Origin of the sequence: Gibbsiella dentisursi (assembly GCF_039539505.1) — a bacterium.
In the GTDB taxonomy this organism is placed as follows: Bacteria; Pseudomonadota; Gammaproteobacteria; order Enterobacterales; family Enterobacteriaceae; genus Gibbsiella; species Gibbsiella quercinecans.
In genome coordinates this window covers 99,603-119,740 of the sequence record NZ_BAABDG010000012.1, presented here as the reverse complement: position 1 = coordinate 119,740, position 20,138 = coordinate 99,603, and the positions used below count along the sequence as shown (strand labels likewise).

Annotated in this window: 17 protein-coding genes; 7 read left to right on the top strand and 10 right to left on the bottom strand. The window is 57.8% G+C overall.

The window, feature by feature from the left end; all coding sequences use genetic code 11:
- Nucleotides 1-365 precede the first annotated feature (365 nt).
- From typA to fabY, 5 genes are all read left to right on the top strand, one after another.
- Nucleotides 366-2,189 carry a ribosome-dependent GTPase TypA gene (gene typA / locus ABFX35_RS23585; protein WP_279024661.1) on the top strand — a complete coding sequence of 608 codons (1,824 nt, stop codon included), beginning with the start codon at nt 366-368 and terminating at the stop codon, nt 2,187-2,189.
- Nucleotides 2,190-2,349: 160 nt separating this feature from the next.
- Nucleotides 2,350-2,940: a glucose-1-phosphatase gene (gene yihX, locus ABFX35_RS23580; protein WP_279024659.1), complete on the top strand. Its 591-nt coding sequence runs from the start codon at nt 2,350-2,352 to the stop codon at nt 2,938-2,940.
- Nucleotides 2,941-3,101: 161 nt separating this feature from the next.
- Nucleotides 3,102-3,995: a virulence factor BrkB family protein gene (locus tag ABFX35_RS23575; RefSeq protein WP_279024657.1), complete on the top strand. Its 894-nt coding sequence runs from the start codon at nt 3,102-3,104 to the stop codon at nt 3,993-3,995.
- Nucleotides 3,992-4,429, top strand: coding sequence for a D-aminoacyl-tRNA deacylase (dtd, locus tag ABFX35_RS23570; protein ID WP_279024655.1), 438 nt, complete (start codon nt 3,992-3,994; stop codon nt 4,427-4,429). Before ABFX35_RS23575 ends, dtd begins: the two co-directional genes overlap by 4 nt.
- A gap of 82 nt (nt 4,430-4,511) precedes the next feature.
- Nucleotides 4,512-5,462 carry a fatty acid biosynthesis protein FabY gene (fabY, locus tag ABFX35_RS23565; RefSeq protein ID WP_279024653.1) on the top strand — a complete coding sequence of 317 codons (951 nt, stop codon included), beginning with the start codon at nt 4,512-4,514 and terminating at the stop codon, nt 5,460-5,462.
- Between the two features lie 15 nt (nt 5,463-5,477).
- Here fabY and ABFX35_RS23560 read toward each other — a convergent pair whose 3' ends face one another.
- From ABFX35_RS23560 to gmk, 7 genes are all read right to left on the bottom strand, one after another.
- Nucleotides 5,478-7,139: an AsmA family protein gene (locus ABFX35_RS23560; RefSeq protein ID WP_346083172.1), complete on the bottom strand. Its 1,662-nt coding sequence runs from the start codon at nt 7,137-7,139 to the stop codon at nt 5,478-5,480.
- A 153-nt stretch (nt 7,140-7,292) separates the two neighbouring features.
- A complete protein-coding gene (locus ABFX35_RS23555) occupies nt 7,293-8,687 on the bottom strand; it encodes a nucleobase:cation symporter-2 family protein (RefSeq protein ID WP_346083170.1) in 1,395 nt (464 codons plus the stop codon).
- Between the two features lie 106 nt (nt 8,688-8,793).
- A complete protein-coding gene (gene recG / locus ABFX35_RS23550) occupies nt 8,794-10,875 on the bottom strand; it encodes an ATP-dependent DNA helicase RecG (RefSeq protein ID WP_346083180.1) in 2,082 nt (693 codons plus the stop codon).
- The gene (gene trmH / locus ABFX35_RS23545; protein ID WP_279024647.1) at nt 10,872-11,570 is read right to left on the bottom strand and encodes a tRNA (guanosine(18)-2'-O)-methyltransferase TrmH; all 699 of its coding nucleotides are present in this window, start codon (nt 11,568-11,570) and stop codon (nt 10,872-10,874) included. The genes recG and trmH overlap by 4 nt, the downstream gene beginning before the upstream one ends.
- Nucleotides 11,571-11,575: 5 nt before the next feature.
- Nucleotides 11,576-13,681, bottom strand: coding sequence for a bifunctional GTP diphosphokinase/guanosine-3',5'-bis pyrophosphate 3'-pyrophosphohydrolase (gene spoT / locus ABFX35_RS23540; protein ID WP_279024645.1), 2,106 nt, complete (start codon nt 13,679-13,681; stop codon nt 11,576-11,578).
- Between the two features lie 21 nt (nt 13,682-13,702).
- A complete protein-coding gene (gene rpoZ / locus ABFX35_RS23535; protein WP_095846553.1) occupies nt 13,703-13,978 on the bottom strand; it encodes a DNA-directed RNA polymerase subunit omega in 276 nt (91 codons plus the stop codon).
- A gap of 54 nt (nt 13,979-14,032) precedes the next feature.
- Nucleotides 14,033-14,656 (bottom strand): guanylate kinase, encoded by a 624-nt coding sequence (gmk, locus tag ABFX35_RS23530; RefSeq protein ID WP_346083167.1) that lies wholly within the window; start codon nt 14,654-14,656, stop codon nt 14,033-14,035.
- Nucleotides 14,657-14,938: 282 nt separating this feature from the next.
- On the opposite strand from gmk, the gene ligB reads away from it, so the two are divergent.
- Entirely contained in the window at nt 14,939-16,696 is a 1,758-nt protein-coding gene (ligB, locus tag ABFX35_RS23525) for an NAD-dependent DNA ligase LigB (RefSeq protein ID WP_346083166.1), read from the top strand.
- Here the strand turns inward: ligB and ABFX35_RS23520 are convergent.
- A complete protein-coding gene (locus ABFX35_RS23520; protein ID WP_095846556.1) occupies nt 16,671-17,288 on the bottom strand; it encodes a trimeric intracellular cation channel family protein in 618 nt (205 codons plus the stop codon). The genes ligB and ABFX35_RS23520 overlap by 26 nt on opposite strands.
- Before the next feature lie 257 nt (nt 17,289-17,545).
- On the opposite strand from ABFX35_RS23520, the gene ABFX35_RS23515 reads away from it, so the two are divergent.
- Complete coding sequence (locus ABFX35_RS23515) at nt 17,546-17,983, top strand: DUF3574 domain-containing protein (RefSeq protein ID WP_095846557.1); 438 nt, start codon at nt 17,546-17,548, stop codon at nt 17,981-17,983.
- A gap of 35 nt (nt 17,984-18,018) precedes the next feature.
- On the opposite strand, the gene ABFX35_RS23510 is transcribed toward ABFX35_RS23515, so the two are convergent.
- Nucleotides 18,019-19,203, bottom strand: coding sequence for a NupC/NupG family nucleoside CNT transporter (locus ABFX35_RS23510; protein WP_279024636.1), 1,185 nt, complete (start codon nt 19,201-19,203; stop codon nt 18,019-18,021).
- Nucleotides 19,204-19,507: 304 nt separating this feature from the next.
- A complete protein-coding gene (locus tag ABFX35_RS23505; RefSeq protein WP_095846559.1) occupies nt 19,508-20,101 on the bottom strand; it encodes a cupin domain-containing protein in 594 nt (197 codons plus the stop codon).
- Between the last annotated feature and the right edge of the window lie 37 nt (nt 20,102-20,138).

Sequence of the window (20,138 nt, the reverse complement as noted above, 5' to 3'; positions counted from 1 at the left end):
TTCTCCCGGATTTATCATTGTCGTCGTGGAAAACGAATCTGTGGTACCTGGCTTTTATTAGCCTTGCGTAGACTAAAGCGAAAACTGTGCCAACTTTTTAAAAGCCAATTAATCGCCTTTCTGTGCGGGTTTTGCACATTTATCAGTATGCACCAAAGTGGTGGATTGCACCTTTTTAGTTCAAAAATATCACAATGTGGCACCGTTATGGTGCATTGATGCACCGGGTGACTATTTTTGCACCGTGAAAGGGATCACAAACTAACCAATTTGCAGTTGTTTATGACAGACTGCTGTGATCTTGTTTAGTCCCTCGCTTAATACGTGTACAATAGCGCGCTATTTCTAATGCCTGAGGCAAAGCTGTGATCGAAAATTTGCGTAACATCGCCATTATTGCCCACGTTGACCATGGTAAAACTACCCTGGTTGATAAGTTGCTGCAGCAGTCCGGTACCTTTGATGCCCGTACTGAAGCGACTGAGCGCGTAATGGACTCCAACGATTTGGAGAAAGAGCGTGGGATTACCATCCTCGCAAAAAACACCGCCATTAATTGGAAAGACTACCGCATCAACATCGTTGATACCCCAGGGCACGCCGACTTCGGCGGCGAGGTTGAGCGCGTAATGTCCATGGTTGACTCGGTGCTGCTGGTTGTGGATGCAATGGATGGCCCCATGCCGCAAACCCGTTTCGTCACCAAAAAAGCATTCGCTAATGGTCTGAAACCGATCGTTGTCATCAACAAAGTTGACCGCCCTGGCGCGCGTCCTGACTGGGTTGTCGATCAGGTGTTCGATCTGTTCGTGAACCTGGACGCCACCGACGAGCAGCTCGATTTCCCAATCATCTATGCATCTGCACTGATGGGCATCGCGGGCACCGACCATAACGATATGGCCGAAGATATGACCCCGCTCTACCAGGCGATCGTTGACCACGTGTCCGCGCCGAAAGTGGAGCTGGAAGCACCGTTCCAGATGCAGATCTCCCAGTTGGACTACAACAACTACGTGGGCGTTATCGGCATCGGCCGTATCAAGCGTGGTAAAGTGAAGCCTAACCAGCAGGTCACCATCGTCGACAGCGAAGGCAAAACCCGTAACGGTAAAGTCGGTAAAGTGCTGACCCACATGGGCCTGGAGCGTATCGAAGCCGCTGTGGCCGAGGCGGGCGACATTATCGCCATCACCGGCCTGGGCGAGCTGAACATCTCCGATACCATTTGCGACGTCAACGCGGTTGAAGCGCTGCCAGCGCTGACCGTTGATGAACCGACCGTTACCATGTTCTTCTGCGTTAACACCTCGCCGTTCTGTGGTAAAGAAGGCAAGTTCGTGACGTCTCGCCAGATCCTCGATCGCCTGAAGAAAGAGCTGGTGCACAACGTGGCGCTGCGTGTTGAAGAAACCGAAGACGCCGATGCGTTCCGCGTATCCGGCCGTGGTGAACTGCACCTGTCCGTGTTGATCGAAAACATGCGCCGTGAAGGCTTCGAGTTGGCCGTATCCCGTCCGAAGGTTATCAACCGTAAGATTGACGGCCGCATGCAGGAACCGTTCGAAAACGTCACGCTGGATATCGAAGAGCAGCACCAGGGCGCAGTCATGCAGGCCATGGGTGAGCGTAAAGGTGATGTGAAAGACATGGTGCCGGATGGCAAGGGCCGTATCCGCCTGGATTACGTGATCCCAAGCCGTGGCCTGATTGGCTTCCGTACCGAGTTCATGACCATGACTTCCGGTACCGGCCTGCTGTACTCCACCTTCAGCCACTACGACGATGTGCGCCCGGGTGAAATCGGCCAGCGCCAGAACGGCGTGCTGATCTCCAACGGCCAGGGTAAAGCGGTTGCCTTCGCCCTGTACAGCCTGCAAGATCGCGGTAAGCTGTTCCTCGGCCACGGTGCGGAAGTGTATGAAGGCCAGATTATCGGTATTCACTCACGCTCTAACGATCTGACCGTGAACTGCCTGACCGGTAAAAAACTGACCAACATGCGTGCTTCCGGTACTGACGAAGCCACCACGCTGGTTCCGGCTATCAAGATGTCGCTGGAGCAAGCGCTGGAATTCATCGATGATGATGAACTGGTTGAAGTTACGCCGACCTCGGTCCGTATCCGCAAGCGTCACCTGACGGAAAACGATCGTAAACGTGCGAACCGCGGCCCGAAAGAAGCGTAATCGCTGATTGAGTCCGCTGTGATTCAGGGCGCCATTGGCGCCCTGAGTTTTTTCTGCCTCTGCCATTTATTGGCTGTCTGCAGGCTTTTTATCCCCTTCCCTGTTCAGCCCTGCCTTTTCCCGCTACAGTGAGCTTTCCCCGACCGATCAGGAGAGGACGATGCTGTATATCTTTGATTTAGGTAATGTGATTGTCGATATCGATTTCAAACGTGTACTGGGTGTCTGGAGCCGTTTAAGCGGCACGCCGCTGGCGGCGGTGGCCGAGCGTTTCGCTATGGGCGAGCTGTTCGAACAGCATGAGCGCGGCGAAGTCAGCGACGAGGCGTTTGCCGCCGGTATGAGCCATCAGATGGGGATCGCGCTGAGCTTTGAACAGTTTGCCGCGGGTTGGCAGGCGGTGTTTGTCGCGCTGCGCCCGGAAGTGATCGCCATTATGCAGCGCCTGCGCGACGAAGGGCACCGGGTGGTGGTGTTGTCCAATACCAACCGCTTGCACACCCATTTCTGGCCGCAGCAGTATCCGGAAATCGCCGCGACGGCGCACCGCGTTTACCTGTCGCAGGAGCTGGGTATGCGTAAACCGGAAGCGCGTATCTATCAGCATGTGTTGGCGCAGGAAAACGCGACGCCGGATCAGGCGGTATTCTTCGATGATAACCCCGACAATATTGCGGCGGCGCAGGCGTTGGGGATCAATACCGTTTTGGTGACCGATAACACCGTCGTGCCGGCCTATTTTGCCCAATAACCCATGGCGCGTTAAGCTTAAGGCATATCCTTCATGCTTCCTGTTGCGGCGGCGGTTTCTTTTTTTATCCCTTGGTTAGCCCGCGAATACCCCGAAGGGGGAGCCGGTTGCCGTGCTGCTCCTTGAAGCCAGGTTGAGGGAACGGTCATCAAGGAGTGAATATGTGGTTTTTTCGCCGTAAGACGCTGCCGTCGTCTATCAAACCAGGGGTGACTTTCGGGCGCCTGTTGTATCAACGTATCGACAGCGATGGCCTGACCATGTTGGCCGGCCATTTGGCGTATGTCTCGTTGTTGTCGCTGGTGCCGCTGGTCACCGTGGTCTTTGCGCTGTTCGCCGTATTTCCGATGTTTTCGGATATCAGCGTGCAGTTGAAAAGCTTTATTTTTTCCAATTTTATGCCGGCGGCCGGCAACGTGATCCAGCGCTATTTGGAGCAGTTCGTTGCCAACTCAAGCAAAATGACCGCCGTCGGTACCTGCGGGTTGATCGTGACCGCGCTGTTGCTTATCTCATCGGTCGATAGCGTGCTGAATACCATTTGGCGCAGCAAAGACAAGCGGCCCATCGTGGTGTCCTTCGCCGTCTATTGGATGGTGCTGACGCTGGGGCCGCTGCTGGTGGGCGCCAGCATGGCCATCAGCTCTTATCTGCTCTCGTTGAACTGGTTGGCGCAGAGCGGTGTGAATAGCCTGGTGGATCAGGTGCTGCGTATTTTTCCCCTGTTGCTGTCGTGGGGCTCTTTCTGGTTGCTGTACAGCATTGTGCCCACGGTGCGGGTGCCGCCTAAAGATGCGCTGGTCGGCGCTCTGGTGGCCGGGGTGTTGTTTGAACTGGGCAAGAAATGTTTTGCGCTGTATGTCACCATGTTCCCGTCATACCAGTTGATCTACGGCGTGCTGGCGGTGATCCCCATTTTATTCCTCTGGGTCTACTGGAGCTGGTGTATCGTGTTACTCGGCGCGGAGATCACCGTGACCATGGGCGAATACCGCCGGTACCGCCAACAGAAAGCAGAGCAACATCAGGATGGGGAGCAGGAAGGGCAGTTATGATTGCGTTAATTCAGCGGGTGTTGAACGCCAGCGTTACGGTAGAAGGGCAAACCATCGGTAACATCGGCCCCGGTTTGTTAGTGTTATTGGGGGTGGAAGCGGGCGATAGCGAGCAAAAAGCCGCGCGCCTGTGCGAGCGCGTGCTGGGCTATCGCATTTTCGGCGATGAAAATGACAAAATGAACCTCAATGTGCAACAGGCCGGTGGTAGTGTTTTAGTGGTGTCGCAGTTTACGCTGGTCGCCGATACCCAAAAGGGCATGAGGCCGAGTTTTTCACGCGGCGCGGCGCCGAACGAAGCCGATCGGCTGTACCGCTATTTTGTCGGGCAATGCCGTGAGCGCGGCGTGGAAACCGCGACCGGGCAATTTGCGGCGGATATGAAAGTGGCGTTGGTGAATGACGGCCCGGTCACTTTCTGGCTACAGGTTTAGGCTGAGCGCGTGAGCATCCGTTAGCGTTATTCACGGCGATGAATGGCACCATGTTAACCAGGCATTCGGAGAAAAGGCGTCCATGTATCACCTACGCGTACCCGTTACAGAACAAGAGCTGCAGGATTATTACCGGTTTCGCTGGGAGATGCTGCGCAAGCCGCTGCATCAACCGATGGGATCGGAAAAGGACGCCTATGATGCTTTGGCCCATCATCAGATGGTGGTGGACGAGAGCGGCAAAATCGTTGCCGTCGGCAGGCTGTATATCAACGCCGATAACGAGGCGGCAATCCGTTTTATGGCGGTTGATCCGGCGGTGCAGGACAAGGGCCTGGGTACGCTGGTGGCTATGACGCTGGAATCCGTCGCGCGCCAGGAAGGGGTTAAGCGCGTGGTGTGCAGCGCGCGCGAGGATGCGGTGCCGTTCTTTGCCAAGCTGGGTTTTGAAAGCCAGGGAGAAATCACCGTCCCGCAGACCTCGTCAATCCGCCATTTCCTGATGATTAAGCCGGTGGTGCCGTTGGATGACATCCTGCACCGCCCGGACTGGTGCTGGCAACTGCAGCAGGCGTGGTATGAGCATATTCCGCTGAGTGAAAAGATGGGGGTGCGCATTAGCCAATACACCGGCCAGCGCTTTGTCACCACCATGCCGGAAACCGGTAATCAGAACCCGCATCATACGCTGTTTGCCGGCAGCCTGTTTTCGCTGGCGACACTCACCGCCTGGGGGTTGATCTGGCTGCTGCTGCGCGAGCGCCACCTGGGCGGCACCATTATTCTGGCCGATGCCCACATCCGCTATAGCTCGCCGATCACCGGCCGGCCGCGGGCCGTGGCGGATTTGGGCTCGCTGAGCGGCGATCTGGCGCGCCTGGCGCGTGGCCGCCGGGCGCGGGTGCATGCCGAAGTGAGCCTGTTTGGCGACGAAGATAAAGGCGCGGTGTTCGAAGGCACCTATATGGTGCTGCCAGCGGTACCGGATGTGCCGCTGGAGCAGGGCGGCTCAGAGGCCGCGAAAGAGCCATAACCCGGCTTGCCGGGGTTATGGCTGCTGCTGGTTCACCGTTTGCCCGTCTTTGCCGGTGGCCTGCAGGTTGCCGTGTACCGAATCCTTGAACGGCCCGTCGCTGTTCAATAACCCCTTCAACTGCAGATTCAGGTTGCCGTCGCCCTCCAGTGGCACATGCTGCCACCCCCATTGTTGCAGCGTGTTAAGCGGCACCGAGCGGCCATTGAGGGTTAACGTAAACGGCTTGCCCGGCAGTTGGCCGATCGTCGCTTTGGCATCCAGCAGGCCGTTTGGCATAAAGGCGCTGAGTTCGCTCACGCTAATATTCTGGTCGTCGGCGGTCAATGCCAGGGATGGGCGCCGCACGTCAACCTTGTTAAAGGTGGCGTCGCTGCCGTTCAGGGTGAGCGAGCCGGACCAAATCCCCCACTGGCCATCGCGAGCCAGCAGCAAATTGCTGCCGTAACCGTCCAGCGCGGTGATCTGGAACGGGAAATCCGGGTTGATATCGATAAGCAGGTTACGGTTGGTGCTCAGCTTGCTGACGTACACCTCCTGGAGCCAGCCTGGCAGCGGCGCCAGCCACAGTTCGCGCCAGTTGATGGGCAGGGTATATTCCAGTGCGGCGATCGCCACCTCGTCCAGTTGCAGGCGATGGGTGCTGCGCAACCAACTGCCCGATGTGCGCAGCAGGCCGCCTTCCCAGCGGGTGGTGAACTGCTGGATAGCAATGCCGGCCGGTGAAAGCTGCATGTTCATAATCGGATCGATCAGGTGAATGCCGCCGTCGATCAGATCGCTGGCATTGAAGTTCAGAGAGCCGTCTTCACTGTGCCAGTCACCCTGTGTGAAAGTGACGTTTTGCAGCGACAGATCCAGATCGTTGAACGCCCAGGCGTTGCCTTCCAGGCGCGCGTCGATCAGATCAAAGCGTTTGATTGCCACCGGCGGCAGGGCGGTAAAGCGCTGCCAGAACTGGGCCAGCGTCAGTGGCGTTTGCAGGCGCACGTTGCTCAGCCGCAGGCGCTCTACCTGCCAGCTGCCGTCGGCGGCGCGGGTGGCCATGCCGGTCAGATCGCCCTGGGCCAGATCGGCGCCGAAATCATTCAGGAATAGCTGATTTTGTTTGAGTTCGCCCTGCACCAGCACCTGCGAGGCCGGGATACCGTTGAGCGTCATGGTGCCGGCACTGAACTGGAACTGGTTGTTTTCACCAAGAATATGGCCGGGCTTGGGCTGCCACGGCGTGATGCCGGCATTGACCTTCTGTGCGCTGAGCTGCCAGGTGGCATCGTTGGACTGGAGCGCCATGTTGCTCAACTGCAATACATCGGCTTGCACCGGCAGCGCCGCCGCCTGTGATTGCACGTTGAGCGTGCCGTCACGCAGCGTCACGCTGTGAAAATAACGCGGTGCGGTAATCTGGCGCAGGCTCAGGCCAAGATCGATCTGTTCCGCCGCCAGCAGTTGCGCCTGGCCGGTTTTCGCCAGCGTCACGCCTTCGAGGCTGATTTGCCCCGGTTGGCTCCAGCTATGGGTTATTTTGGCGACCGACAGGCGATACTCGCTGTTTTCGCTGATCCAGCCGCTGAGCCGGGCTGCGGCCCAACGGGTTTGGCCGACGGTGTACAGCAGCACGACGGCCAGCACCATCAGCAGCAGCAAGGTCAGCAACAGTTTCCCGATAAATTTCATCGCCCACATCCGCGAGGTTAAAAAAGATACCCTGTTTATGCCGCAATTGGGCGGTTATCTCAAGGGCAATGGGTTGATCGGCAATAAAAAAACGGCGCAGGCGGCCGTTTTTTCGAAGTGATAAAGCCGGCGGCTATTTTTAGCCTGGCTGGATTATTCTTTTTCCGGTGGGAACAGCAAATTCAGCACGATCGCGGTGATACCGCCGGCGGCAATACCGGAAGAAAGCAGGGTTTTCAGCCAGTCAGGGGCAAACTGCAAAATCAGCGGCTGTTGGGAAACCCCTATTCCGACCGCCAGCGACAGCGCCATGATCATGATCGCGCGGCGATTAAGCTTTTCACGCGAAACAATGCGCACGCCCGAGGCGGCGATGGTGCCGAACATCACGATGGTCGCGCCGCCGAGCACTGGCTCGGGGATATGCTGCACAAAGCCGGCTACCGCCGGGAACAGGCCGAGCACGATTAACATCAGCGCCACCACAAAGCCGACGTAGCGGCTGGCAACCCCGGTCAACTGGATCACGCCATTGTTCTGGCCGAAGCAGGAGTTGGGGAAGGTATTGAATACGGCGGACAGCATGGAGTTCAGGCCGTTGGCCAGCACCCCGCCTTTCAGGCGCTTCATGTACAGCGGGCCAGTGACCGGTTGTTCCGACACGTCCGAGGTGGCGGTGATATCGCCGATGGTTTCCAGCGAGGTGACCATAAAGATCAGCATCAGCGGCAGCAGCAGGTTCCAGTCAAACCCCAGGCCGTAGTAAAGCGGGGTGGGGATGGTAATCGGCGCACTGTTGGCCACCGGTTGGCTTTCCGGCAGCATATCCAACGCCCAGGCCAGCAGGTAGCCCACGGCCATGGCGATCACCAGCGAAGCCACGCGCAGGTACGGGTTGCGCTGGCGGTTGAGCAGGATAATCACCAGCAGCACGGCGCCGGCCAGCAACAGGTTTTTGGGGGCGCCGAAGCTGTGATCGTTCATCGCGGCATAGCCGCCGCCGACGGAAGTCAGGCCAACCTGAATCAGCGACAGGCCGATGATCATCACCACAATGCCGGAAACCAGCGGCGTAATGATGCGGCGCGCCAGGTGCAGCACCCGCGAGAGCACGATCTCGGTGCAGGAGGCCACCATCAGCGTACCAAACAGCGCCGCCATCATGGTCGGCACATCCGCGCCGCCGTTTTTCAGCGCCAGGCCGCCCATGATCAGCGGCGACACGAAGTTAAAGCTGGTGCCCTGAATGGAAAGCAGGCCGGAACCCACCGGCCCCCAGGTTTTGATCTGCAGAATAGAAGCCAACCCGGAAGCAAAGAGCGACATGCTGATAATATGCTGGGTATCCTGCGCCGGCAGGCCGAGCGCCTGGCAAATCAACAGGGCTGGCGTAATCACGGCGACAAACATCGCCAGCAGGTGCTGGCCGGCGGCAAACAGCGTTTGCGGCAGCGGCGGCCGGTCTTTCAGGCGGTAAATCAGTTCACTTTTGCGGGGCTGGGCTGCTGTGGCTACGGCCACATCCTGTTCGGCAGATTGCATCGTCATGGTGTTGTGCTTTCCAGAAAATGGAAAAGAGGGCATTTTAATCCGCCGCCGCGCAAAAGCAAACGGTTGCGTTCAAAGGACCGCATTTCCTGGGGTTTTTTATCGATCAGGCGTTTGAATAGCGGGCTTTTTCTGGCAGCCAGCGCTCGATCAGCGCCCTGGCATGTTCGGGGTAATGTTGGTGGATATGGCGCGCCACGCGCTGCACTTCCGGGATCAGTGCTTGATCGCGCAGCAAATCGGCCACCTTGAATTCAGCGCTGCCGGTCTGGCGGGTGCCGAGCAGTTCGCCGGGGCCGCGGATTTCCAGATCGCGTTGGGCGATGATAAAGCCATCGTTGCTGTCGCGCAGCACCTGCAGGCGCTTTTGCGCTGTTTTGCTCAGCGGGGTTTTGTACAGCAACACGCAGTGGGATGCCACTGCGCCGCGGCCGACGCGGCCGCGCAGCTGATGCAACTGCGCCAACCCCAGCCGCTCCGGGTTTTCAATAATCATCAGGCTAGCGTTCGGCACGTCGACGCCCACTTCGATCACTGTGGTGGCCACCAGCAACTGCAATTCGCCCTGCTTGAATGCCTGCATCACTGCCTGTTTTTCCTGCGGCTTCATGCGCCCGTGCACCAGCGCCACGTTAAGCTCCGGCAGGGCGGCCTTCAGTTCTTCCCAGGTGGCTTCCGCCGCCTGGGCCTCAAGCAGTTCGGATTCTTCTATCAGGGTACAGACCCAGTAGGCCTGCCGGCTTTCCTCCAGGCAGGCGCTACGCACCCGCTGGATAATGTCGGCGCGCCGCGTATCGGGGATAGCGACGGTGGTCACCGGCGTACGGCCCGGCGGCAGCTCGTCGATCACCGAGGTGTCCAGATCGGCATAGGCGGTCATGGCCAGCGTGCGTGGGATGGGCGTGGCGGTCATGATCAACTGGTGGGCATGGTAGCCTTGCTCTTCGCCTTTCTCCCACAGGGCAAGGCGCTGGTGCACGCCAAAGCGGTGCTGTTCATCAATAATCACCAATGCCAGCCCGTTAAACTGCACCTGCTCCTGGAAGATGGCATGGGTGCCGACAACCATCGAGACTTCGCCGCTGGCGATGGCGTCCTGTTGCGCAATACGCGCTTTGCCTTTTTGCTTGCCGGCCAGCCAGCCCACCTTGATCCCCAGCGGTTCGAACCATTGGCGGAAGTTATTGGCATGCTGTTCGGCCAACAGCTCGGTGGGCGCCATCAGCGCCACCTGTTTGCCGTGGGCGATGGCGCGCAGCGCCGCCAACGCGGCGACCAACGTTTTACCGGAGCCGACGTCGCCCTGCACCAGGCGCATCATCGGGAAAGGGTTTTGCATATCGGCTTCGATCTCGGCAACCACCCGTTGCTGCGCCCCGGTGGGCGAGAACGGCAACTGGGCCAGGAAGCGCGTTTTCAACTGGTCGTCCGGCAGCAGCGGCTGCGCCTGGTAGCGCTGCGCGCCGGCACGCACCGCCAGCATGCTCAGGTTGTGCGCCAGCAGTTCTTCCAGAATCAGGCGCCGTTGCGCCGGGTGTTTACCCTGTTCCAGATCGGCCAGCTGGATATCCGGCGGCGGGCGGTGCAGGGTATGCAGCGCCTGCGGCAGGCTTATCAGGCCGGCGCTCAGTTCCGGCGGCAACAGTTCAGCGATCGGGCAGGTATCAAGCAGCGCCAGCGCCTGGTCGGTCAGTTTGCGCAAGGTGGCCTGGCGCACGCCTTCGGTGGTTGGGTAAACCGGCGTCAGTGATTCCTGCAGCTCGACGTCGCTGTGATCCCCCTGAATGCGGTATTCCGGGTGGATGATTTCAGCGCCGTGGTTGCCGCGTTTGATTTCACCGTAGGCGGTAACGTGTCGGCCGGCCGCCAGGCTGTTTTTCATCGCCGCGTTGAAATTGAAAAAGCGCATGGTAAGAATGCCGGTGCCGTCGCTGATTTGGCAGGTCAGCATGCGGCGGCGGCCAAAGCTGATGTCGCTGCGTAGCACTTCACCTTCAACGGTGGCGAAAATACCGGGCAGCAGATCGTTGATGGGGTATAAGCGGGTGCGGTCTTCGTAGCGCAACGGCAGGTGCAACAGCAGATCCTGGATGGTTTCCAGCCCGATTTTGGCCAGTTTGCCTGCCTGGCTGGCTCCTACCCCGGAAAGCGAGGTGAGCGGAACGGCGTCCAGCAGGCGGCCTTTCATCTGCGCACCGCCGTTGCCTGCATGGTTGCCCACCATGCGTCGTCGGCAATCACCTGGCCCTGTTCGTCAATGTGCGGGCGCGGCAGCCCTTTGCGTTTGGCCACGTTGGCCAGCACCGGGTAACCACCTTCAAACAGCAGGCGCTGCTGCTCTTCCTTATCCAACATACAGTGATCGCGTCGATACATGCCGGCGTTCTGCCGCTGGCGCTGCGCTTCGTAGAGGATCAGGGCCGCGGCGACGGAAACGTTAAGCGATTGCACCATACCGATCATCGGAATAATGATATCGCGATCGGCCAGGGCTAACGCTTCTGGCGTGATGCCGGTTTTTTCTTGCCCCAGCAGGATGCAGGTTGGCCGGGTGTAGTCGATTTCCCGGAAGTCCACGGCGCGCGGGGAGAGGTGAGTGGCCAGGATTTGCATGTCCTGGCCCTTCAGATGCGCGACGGCATCACCAATTGACGGGTGTGTTTTGACACTGACCCAGCTATTGCTGCCTGCGGCGGAAGACACCATGGTACGCATCCGTGCGGCTGGCCACACGGCATGCACCTGCGGCACGCCGACGGCGTCGGCGGTGCGGATAATGGCGGCGACGTTATGCGGTTTGTGCACCTGTTCCATGCAGACGGATAAATCCGGCTGCCGGGTCGATAACATTTCACAAATCCGCGCATAGCGTTCAGGACTCATAAGCGCTAATTTCGGTTACGGTTGACTTTAATCACATCCGGCATAATACGGATTTTACGCATAATGTTTGCCAAATGGACGCGATCGCGGGTGGTCAAGCGGATAAACACGCTGTATACCCGGCCGTCTTTCTCTTCGGTATTCAGGCTTTGAATATTGGATTCGGCCGCATTGATGGCCGCCGTCAGGTTGGCCAGCGCGCCCTGATGGTTGAGCATATCCACTTTAATTTCGGCAATGAATTCCTGCTCGGTTTGCTTATCCCATTCGACCGCCATGAATTTTTCCGGTTCCTTTTGGTAACCGCGGATATTGCGGCAGGATTCATGGTGGATAACCAGCCCTTTCCCTGGGCTGACGTGGGCGATGATCGGATCGCCGGGAATCGGCCGGCAGCATTTGGCGAAGGTGATCAACACGCCGTCTGCGCCTTTGATCGCCAGGTTGCGCACGCCGGAAGCCGCACCCAGGCTGGACTGTTCGCCCTGCAGGTTTTTCGCCACCACCACGCTCATGGCATTGCCCAGGCCAATTTCCGCCAGCAGATCGTCAAAGCTTGCCAGCTTCATACGATCCAGCTCATGCTGGATATTGGCCGGCGGAATTTCCGCCAGCTTGCGGCTGCCGCCCAGCGCGTGGCTCAAGAGACGGCGGCCAAGGCCCACCGAATCGTCGCGCTTGAGGTTTTTCAACATCTGGCGGATTTTGGCGCGCGCTTTCGAGCTGACGACAAAGTTCAGCCAGGCGGCGTTGGGCCGCGCGCCGGGCGCGGTGATAATTTCCACTGCTTGCCCGCTGCTTAGTGCCTGCGAAAGAGGGTAAGGCTGGCGGTCTACGCGCGCGCCCACACAGGCGTGGCCGATGTCGGTGTGCACCGCGTAGGCAAAATCGACCGGCGTTGCGCCCGCCGGCAGTTCGACGATGCGCCCTTCCGGCGTGAAGACGTAAATTTCATCCGGGAACAGATCGGATTTTACGCTCTCAATAAATTCAAACGAGCTGCCGGCGCTTTGCTGCAGCTCCAGCAGGCTTTGCATCCAGCGCTGGGCGCGGATTTGCGCGGTGGTGCCGGTTTCGCCCTGTTCTTTATACGCCCAGTGCGCGGCAACCCCCATTTCGGCCATCTGATCCATGTCTTCGGTACGGATCTGTATCTCGACCGGCACGCCGTGTGGCCCAATCAGCGAGGTGTGCAGCGACTGGTAGCCGTTCGCCTTGGGGATGGCGATATAGTCTTTAACCCGGCCCGGGCGCGGTTTGTACAGGCTGTGTGCCTGGCCCAGCACGCGGTAGCAGGTATCCACGTCTTTGACGATCACCCGGAAGGCATAAATATCCATAATCGAATGGAAACGCTGCTCTTTCAGGTGCATTTTGCAATAAATGGAATAGAGGTGCTTTTCCCGCCCGCTGACGCGGCAGGGGATACCCGCTTCGGTCAGGCGCCCTTCGATCTCAGAAAGAATCTTCTGGATCATTTCCTTACGGTTACCGCGCGCGGCTTTCACCACTTCTTTAATGACGCGGTAGCGGTTTGGATAAAGGGCTTCAAAACCCAGCTCTTCCAGCTCGGTTTTCAGGTGATGGATGCCCAGGCGGTGGGCCAACGGGCTATAGATTTCCAGGGTTTCACGCGCGATACGGCGCCGTTTATCGGGCCGCAGCGAACCGAGGGTGCGCATGTTATGCGTACGGTCGGCCAGTTTGATGAGCACCACGCGGATGTCTTGCACCATCGCCATGATCATCTTGCGGAAGTTTTCCGCCTGCGCTTCTTTCTTATCCTGGAATTTCAGCTTGTCGAGCTTGGAGACGCCTTCAACCAGTTCGGCGACGCTTTTGCCAAACAGCTGTTCCATGTCCTGATAGGTGGCCGGCGTGTCTTCAATGACATCGTGCAACAGCGCGGCCATCAGCGTCTCATGATCAAGACGCATCTCCGCCAGAATGCATGCCACCGCGACGGGGTGGGTGATGTAGGGCTCACCGCTGGAACGTGTCTGGCCCTCGTGAGCATCACGTGCAACGAGGTATGCCTGTTTGAGGCGCTTAATCTGGTCCTCAGGCAGGTAACGTTGAATCAGCAGATTCAGGCTTTCAAACAGGTACAAAGCAGACTCGCAGTCTAAATATTAACGACGGCCTTCAGCAATGGCAGTTACCGCTTGGATCTCTGCGGCTTCTTGCTCTTGCTGTTCCTGGCGCTCACGGACATCAAGGATCTGATTGTTGATCAGGCCTTCTTCGATTTCGCGCAGGGCGATAACGGTGTACTTGTCATTCTCTTCAGGAACCAGCGCTTCTTTGCCGCCAACCTGGATTTGACGTGCCCGACGAGCAGCGACCAACACCAGGTCAAAACGGTTACCAATTTTCTCTACAGCGTCTTGAACAGTTACGCGTGCCATATTTGTGCTACTCCACAGGTGACGAAAAGACTGGGCATGATACTGAAACTGCCGTCAGTCTGCCAATAGTTTGCTGATTAAAGCGTCATGCCGCAGTACTTGCCGGCTTAAACGCAGGCGTTCGGCGCGAATGATGGTCTTCAGATCCGACAAGGCCAGATCGAAATCATCATTGACGATGAGGTAATCGTATTCCGCATAGTGGGTCATTTCGGCAACGGCCTGCGCCATGCGTTTTGCGATCACGTCTTCGGAATCTTGCCCGCGCCCACGCAGGCGGCGGCCAAGCTCTTCCTTTGAGGGCGGCAGAATGAAGATGCTGCGCGCCCGCGGCATTTTGGCGCGAATTTGCTGCGCGCCCTGCCAGTCAATATCCAGAAACACATCCACGCCGGTTGACAGCACCTGTTCAATGGCGGCGCGTGACGTGCCGTAATAGTTGCCGAACACTTCGGCGTGCTCAAGAAACGCATCCTGCGCGATCATTTGCTGGAATTCGTCTTTTGAAACGAAAAAGTAATGTTCGCCGTCGTTTTCACCCGGGCGCCTGGCGCGCGTGGTGTGAGAGACAGACACCTGGGTGTCGTACAACGGTTGCGTTTTTAACAAAGCCTGAATCAGGCTTGATTTCCCTGCGCCGCTGGGAGCAGAGACAATATAAAGCGTGCCTTGAGCCATGATGATGTTCGTTGATAGCGGTTGATGTGCCAATGACAGCGGATGCTTATTTTCTCCGCACAGTATACACGGCTAAAGCGCCTGATGCAGTGCTACCTCGCATTTTGCTTGCCGCTTTGTGCAAAAAAATAGGCGCAAAAACCCATTTTGCGCAGATTATCGCGAAATATCCGATGGTTTTTGTAAGCCACCAGCGTTTATGAGGACGGTTGCGCAGCTTGCGCTTTTCCCTCTCGCCGGCCGGGCGGTTTAGCGCTTTACTGTGGCAACAGGGAGGTGCCAATGATACAGCGGGGGTTTTATCTGGCCTGGCGCATCGGGGTTGGCGTGGCGATATGCAGTAGCGCGGCGGCGCAAACCTGCCCGGCCTGGCCGCCGGAACGCCTGCGCCAGGAAAGTGCGGCGCTGCAACAGCGGCTTGAGCAGTGGGATCTGGCCTATTACCAGCGCGGCGATAGCGCCATCGACGATGATCTCTATGACGGCCTGCGGCAGACGCTGGCGGTTTGGCTACGGTGTGCGGGGCAGGCCGCCGGCGGTGAGGCGCTGCCACTATTGCCGGGCGGGAAGGTCGCGCATCCGGTGGCTCACACCGGCCTGCGCAAATTGCCCGATGCCCGTGCCGTTGGGGCGTGGATAAGCGGCCGCAGCGATTTATGGGTGCAGCCGAAGGTAGACGGCGTGGCCGTTACGCTGGTTTATCGGCAGGGGAAGCTGGCGCAGGCGATTAGCCGCGGCAATGGGCTGCAGGGGGAAGACTGGCTGGAAAAGGTGAAAGCCATCCCCTCGGTTCCGCAACGGCTACATAACGCGCCGGCAAGGCTGGTGCTGCAAGGGGAGATTTTCCTGCAGGTGAACGATCATCACCAGCTTAGCCAGGGGGGCATCAACGCGCGTGCCAAAGTGGCGGGTATGCTGATGCGCAACCCGGTATCGCCGGCTCTGGCGCAGCTTGGCGTGTTTATCTGGGCGTGGCCAGACGGCCCGGCAGCGATGGATGTGCGCCTGCGGCAGCTAGCGGAGTGGGGCTTTCCGCTGGCCCTGCGGTATTCGCAACCGGTCACGGCCTTAGCGGCAGTTGAAAAATGGCGCAGGCATTGGCAGCAGGCACCTTTGCCGTTCGTGACCGATGGGATTGTGATCCATCAGGGGCATGCCCCGCCGGGGCGCTATTGGCAAAATAAACCGGCAGAGTGGGCGGTTGCCTGGAAATATCCACCGTTACGCCAGATTGCGCAGGTTAACGGCGTCGCCTTTTCCATCGGGCGCACGGGCAATGTTAGCGCCGTGTTGCAGCTGGCGCCGGTTCGGATGGATGATAAATGGATCCGGCGGGTGAGCGTCGGGCCGCTTTCGCGCTGGCGCCAGTGGGATGTCGTGCCTGGCGATCAGGTCGCCGTCAGCCTGATGGGGCATGGCATACCGCACCTTGATGCGGTGGTGTGGCGGGTGGCCGAACGGCCGGTCATCTCGGCACCCGATCCCAAGCGGTACCATGCGTTAAGCTGTTTTAGCCGGCAACCGGGCTGCCAACAGCAGTTCTTGGCCCGTTTGGTATGGTTGAGCAGCGCCAACGGGCTGGATATCAACGGGGTTAGCGGCGCTAACTGGCAGGCGCTGATGAACCACGGCCTGGTGCATCACCTGCTGGACTGGCTGGTGCTCACGCCGGAACAGTTGGCTGCGGTTCCCGGTATTGGCAAGGTGCGGGCCGGGGAGATTCATCGGCGTTTCCAACAAACCCGCCAACGGCCGTTTGCCCACTGGTTGGTTGCGCTGGGGGTGCCATTATCCCGGGTTCAAGCCGCAGGCGTGACGGATTGGCACCATCTGCAACAGCTGTCGGTTGATCAATGGCGTGAAGTGGCGGGAATCGGCGCGAAAAGAGCGCGTTTGCTGCAGGCGTATATTCAACACCCTGAATTGGCCGCCATGGCTGATGTGCTGGGCGTGCAGGGGATCGCGGGTTTTTACCCACGGCCAGCCGGAGAGCTAACCCTCTCCCGGCCGGGCGTTAGTTTTCCGGATGCTGGTAGTTAAACACCGGCAGGCCCAGGCGGAAGCGCAGGGCTAGCAGGCGGGCGCTCAGGCCGGCGATAAGCGTGATAAGAACAACGACATTATGCGTCAGCGCAAAGTGTTGCAGGCCGATGTACAGCCACGCGGCGGCAAAGGAAATGCCGGCATACACTTCTTTCTGGAAAACCAAGGGGATACGGTTGCAGAACATATCGCGCAGCACGCCGCCAAAAACGCCGGTTATCACGGCGGCGATGGCCGCGATAAGTGCGCTGTGGCCCATGTCCAGCGCCACTTGGGCGCCGATAATGGAAAAGACGATAAGCCCGATCGCATCCAGCACCAAAAACAGGCGGCGCAGGTGGCGCATCAACGGCGCCAGCCAAGTGGTAAGAATGGCGGCAATGGCGACAATGACGATATATTCCGGGTGCTTCACCCAACTTAATGGGTAGTGGCCCAACAGGATGTCGCGCACTGAACCACCGCCGATGGCGGTGGCCGAAGCAATAAAAATAACGCCGAACAGGTCCATTTGCCGCCGCCCAGCGGCAAGCGCGCCGGTCATGGCTTCTGCGGTAATGCCGATGATATAAAGGATGCTCAGTAACATCAGGGTGTTGTCTGTTGGGGTAAAAGGTTTTGTGCCATGCAGGGTAATTGGCCCGGGGCGATGCGACTATTGATTTTTTCTAACGATATGTCTTTCGGATTAGATTATTTTATTATTATGGCGCCGGAATGGCTTTGTAAATGGTGATACTGGTGTGCATGGTTATATTGAATCATTACTTATTTTGCTTTTGATGGGTGATGGCGGGTTTTTCCCCGCGCCAGAGGCGCAGGAATTTGTTGGATTAAGGAATAGAGATGAAAACACCTTACATGGCGGCGTTTATCGCGGCTTCCCTTCTGTTTTTAAACGGGTGTGCCGCACCCACGGCGCAACGCGCGGAGCCGAAAACGGCGATGGCCTGTAGCGTTGGCGAACCCATGATGAAAACCACGTTATTCTTTGGGCTGAATCGCCCATCGGGGCCGGTGATTAGCGCCCAGGAATGGCAGCGTTTTGTCGATCAGCAGGTTACGCCGCGTTTTAAAGAGGGCTTATCGGTGTTTGACGCCAAAGGCCAATGGCTGGGGAACGACGGCAAGCTGGCGCGTGAGAACAGCAAGGCATTAATGTTGATCCACCCAGCGGGAAAAGACACCGAAGCGAATATCGAGGCGTTACGCACCCTCTATAAACAGCAGTTTGCCCAGGATTCGGTGATGCGTGAGGATGCGCAGGTCTGCGTCGCATTTTAAATATGCCCCGGCCGGTGCGGCGGCCGGGGTCATGCTTACAGCACCAGCCCGGCGATGGCGGCTGAAAGTAGGCTCACCAGCGTTGAACCGTAAACCAGCTTGAGGCCAAAGCGGGAAACCACGTTGCCCTGTTGTTCGTTAAGGCCTTTGATCGCGCCGGCAATGATGCCGATAGACGCAAAGTTGGCAAACGACACCAGGAACACCGACAGGATACCCACGCCACGCGGGCTCATTTCCGCCGCGATTTTTTTCAGCTCGATCATGGCGACAAATTCATTGGCCACCAGCTTGGTAGCCATAATACTGCCGGCGTGCAATGCATCTTGCGCCGGGATGCCGACCAGCCACGCCAGCGGATAGAACACATAGCCGAGCATCTGCTGGAAGCTGATGCCGAAGATGCCGGAGAAAATCGCGTTTACGGCGGCGATCAGCGCAATAAAGCCAATCAGCATCGCCGTAATAATCATCGCAATCTTGAAACCGGCCAGGATATATTCCCCCAGCATCTCGAAAAAGCTCTGATCCTCATGCAGCTTATTGAGCTTTAACTCTGGTTCATCGTCTACCTGGTAGGGGTTGATGATGGAAAGAATGACGAATGTGCTGAACATATTCAGGATCAGCGCGGCGACCACGTATTTTGCGTCAATCATCGCCATATAGGCGCCGACGATCGACATGGAAACCGTGGACATGGCGGTCGCGGCCATGGTGTACATGCGGCGTGGGGAGATATCGCCAATGATGCCCTTATAGGCGATAAAATTCTCCGATTGCCCCAGCGCCAGCGTGCTGACCGCGTTAAACGATTCCAGCTTGCCCATGCCGTTTACTTTGGCCAGCAGGGTGCCGATAACGCGAATAATCAGCGGCAGAATACGGAAGTGCTGCAAAATACCAATCAGCACGGAAATAAAGATGATGGGGCACAGAACGCCGAGGAAAATAAACGACATGCCTTCTTTGCTCATGCCCCCGAAAACGAAGTTTGAGCCTTCGGCGGCGAAGGTCAGCAGCAGCTCAAAGAAGCCGGCGACGTGTTTAATCACGCTAAGCCCGCTGGCCGCATGCAGAAAGAAATAGGCCAGCGCCCCTTCAATCACTAACAGTTGAATAATATAGCGTGGGCGGATTTTTTTGCGGTCATTGCTGACCAGTAATGCCAATGCGAAGATAACCACCAGGGCGAGAAGAAATTGCAAAATTTGTGGCATAAAGGCTTCCGTATGAAGTGCAGGCCAGAAAAAATACATTTAGCCACAGCTTTTCCTATCTTTCAGTACATTAGGCGATAATTAGAATAAAATACTTTCGGCGCAAAGGATGGCTTATGGATTGTCGTTGCCAGATAAACACCGGCAGTATTTCATAAATCTTATTTACCTATGATGGCGGGGAGTGATGCCCGCAATACCGTTAGCCACGGCCGGTTTCCGGCTAAGCCATGTGCCTTATACAAGGCTGGCGCAGGCACGCTTGCGGCTCCAGTTGAGGGAGTACCTTGCTTCTGCCGGTGGATTAAAAGGTTACCGGCGTGTTCACCCACAGCACCCGGGCGACAACGGTCCCTGGATTACGGTAACCGTGCGGCACATGGCTGGGGAAGTAAAATGAGTCACCGGGTTCCAGGTGCCAGATGTCCTCACCCAGATGCAGTTCGAGCTCACCTTCCAATACATAGCCCATTTCCTCCCCGTGGTGCTCTATCTGGCCATCGCTCGCCACCCCGGGTTCGATGATATGGATGTTGCCTTGCAGCAGCCCGCCTTTATGGTGGTAGGTCAGGTTCTCTAACTCGATACCGCCTTTTTTATTGCGCTGCAGGAAATGTTTGCGCCGGCGCTGTTGTGGTTTCATCACCGGTGCCTCGGCCACCCAGTCTTCCGCCATCAGATCGGCGATGCTGGTTTCCAGCGCGCTGGCCAGCCGGTGCAGCATTGCCAATGATGGGCTGGCTGCTTCGTTTTCCAGCTTCGAGAGCAGGCTTTCCGAACACTTCACCTTTTGCGCCAATTGCTTGAGCGTCATTTCCTGTGCAAGACGCGCGTGGCGCAAGCGCATTCCCAAACTGGTAAAAGAGGCGGAGGGTTTAGGCTCGTTGTTTTTTTTCATGTCGTGCTTTCAGCCAATGAGTCAATGAAATGCCCGC

Excerpts from the sequence above, each read along its gene's own strand:
- yihX (WP_279024659.1), top strand. The coding sequence starts at position 2,350 with ATGCTGTATATCTTTGATTTAGGTAATGTGATTGTCGATATCGATTTC.
- ABFX35_RS23575 (WP_279024657.1), top strand. The coding sequence starts at position 3,102 with ATGTGGTTTTTTCGCCGTAAGACGCTGCCGTCGTCTATCAAACCAGGG.
- dtd (WP_279024655.1), top strand. The coding sequence starts at position 3,992 with ATGATTGCGTTAATTCAGCGGGTGTTGAACGCCAGCGTTACGGTAGAA.
- fabY (WP_279024653.1), top strand. The coding sequence starts at position 4,512 with ATGTATCACCTACGCGTACCCGTTACAGAACAAGAGCTGCAGGATTAT.
- ABFX35_RS23560 (WP_346083172.1), bottom strand. The coding sequence starts at position 7,139 with ATGAAATTTATCGGGAAACTGTTGCTGACCTTGCTGCTGCTGATGGTG.
- ABFX35_RS23555 (WP_346083170.1), bottom strand. The coding sequence starts at position 8,687 with ATGACGATGCAATCTGCCGAACAGGATGTGGCCGTAGCCACAGCAGCC.
- recG (WP_346083180.1), bottom strand. The coding sequence starts at position 10,875 with ATGAAAGGCCGCCTGCTGGACGCCGTTCCGCTCACCTCGCTTTCCGGG.
- trmH (WP_279024647.1), bottom strand. The coding sequence starts at position 11,570 with ATGAGTCCTGAACGCTATGCGCGGATTTGTGAAATGTTATCGACCCGG.
- rpoZ (WP_095846553.1), bottom strand. The coding sequence starts at position 13,978 with ATGGCACGCGTAACTGTTCAAGACGCTGTAGAGAAAATTGGTAACCGT.
- gmk (WP_346083167.1), bottom strand. The coding sequence starts at position 14,656 with ATGGCTCAAGGCACGCTTTATATTGTCTCTGCTCCCAGCGGCGCAGGG.
- ligB (WP_346083166.1), top strand. The coding sequence starts at position 14,939 with ATGATACAGCGGGGGTTTTATCTGGCCTGGCGCATCGGGGTTGGCGTG.
- ABFX35_RS23520 (WP_095846556.1), bottom strand. The coding sequence starts at position 17,288 with ATGTTACTGAGCATCCTTTATATCATCGGCATTACCGCAGAAGCCATG.
- ABFX35_RS23515 (WP_095846557.1), top strand. The coding sequence starts at position 17,546 with ATGAAAACACCTTACATGGCGGCGTTTATCGCGGCTTCCCTTCTGTTT.
- ABFX35_RS23510 (WP_279024636.1), bottom strand. The coding sequence starts at position 19,203 with ATGCCACAAATTTTGCAATTTCTTCTCGCCCTGGTGGTTATCTTCGCA.
- ABFX35_RS23505 (WP_095846559.1), bottom strand. The coding sequence starts at position 20,101 with ATGAAAAAAAACAACGAGCCTAAACCCTCCGCCTCTTTTACCAGTTTG.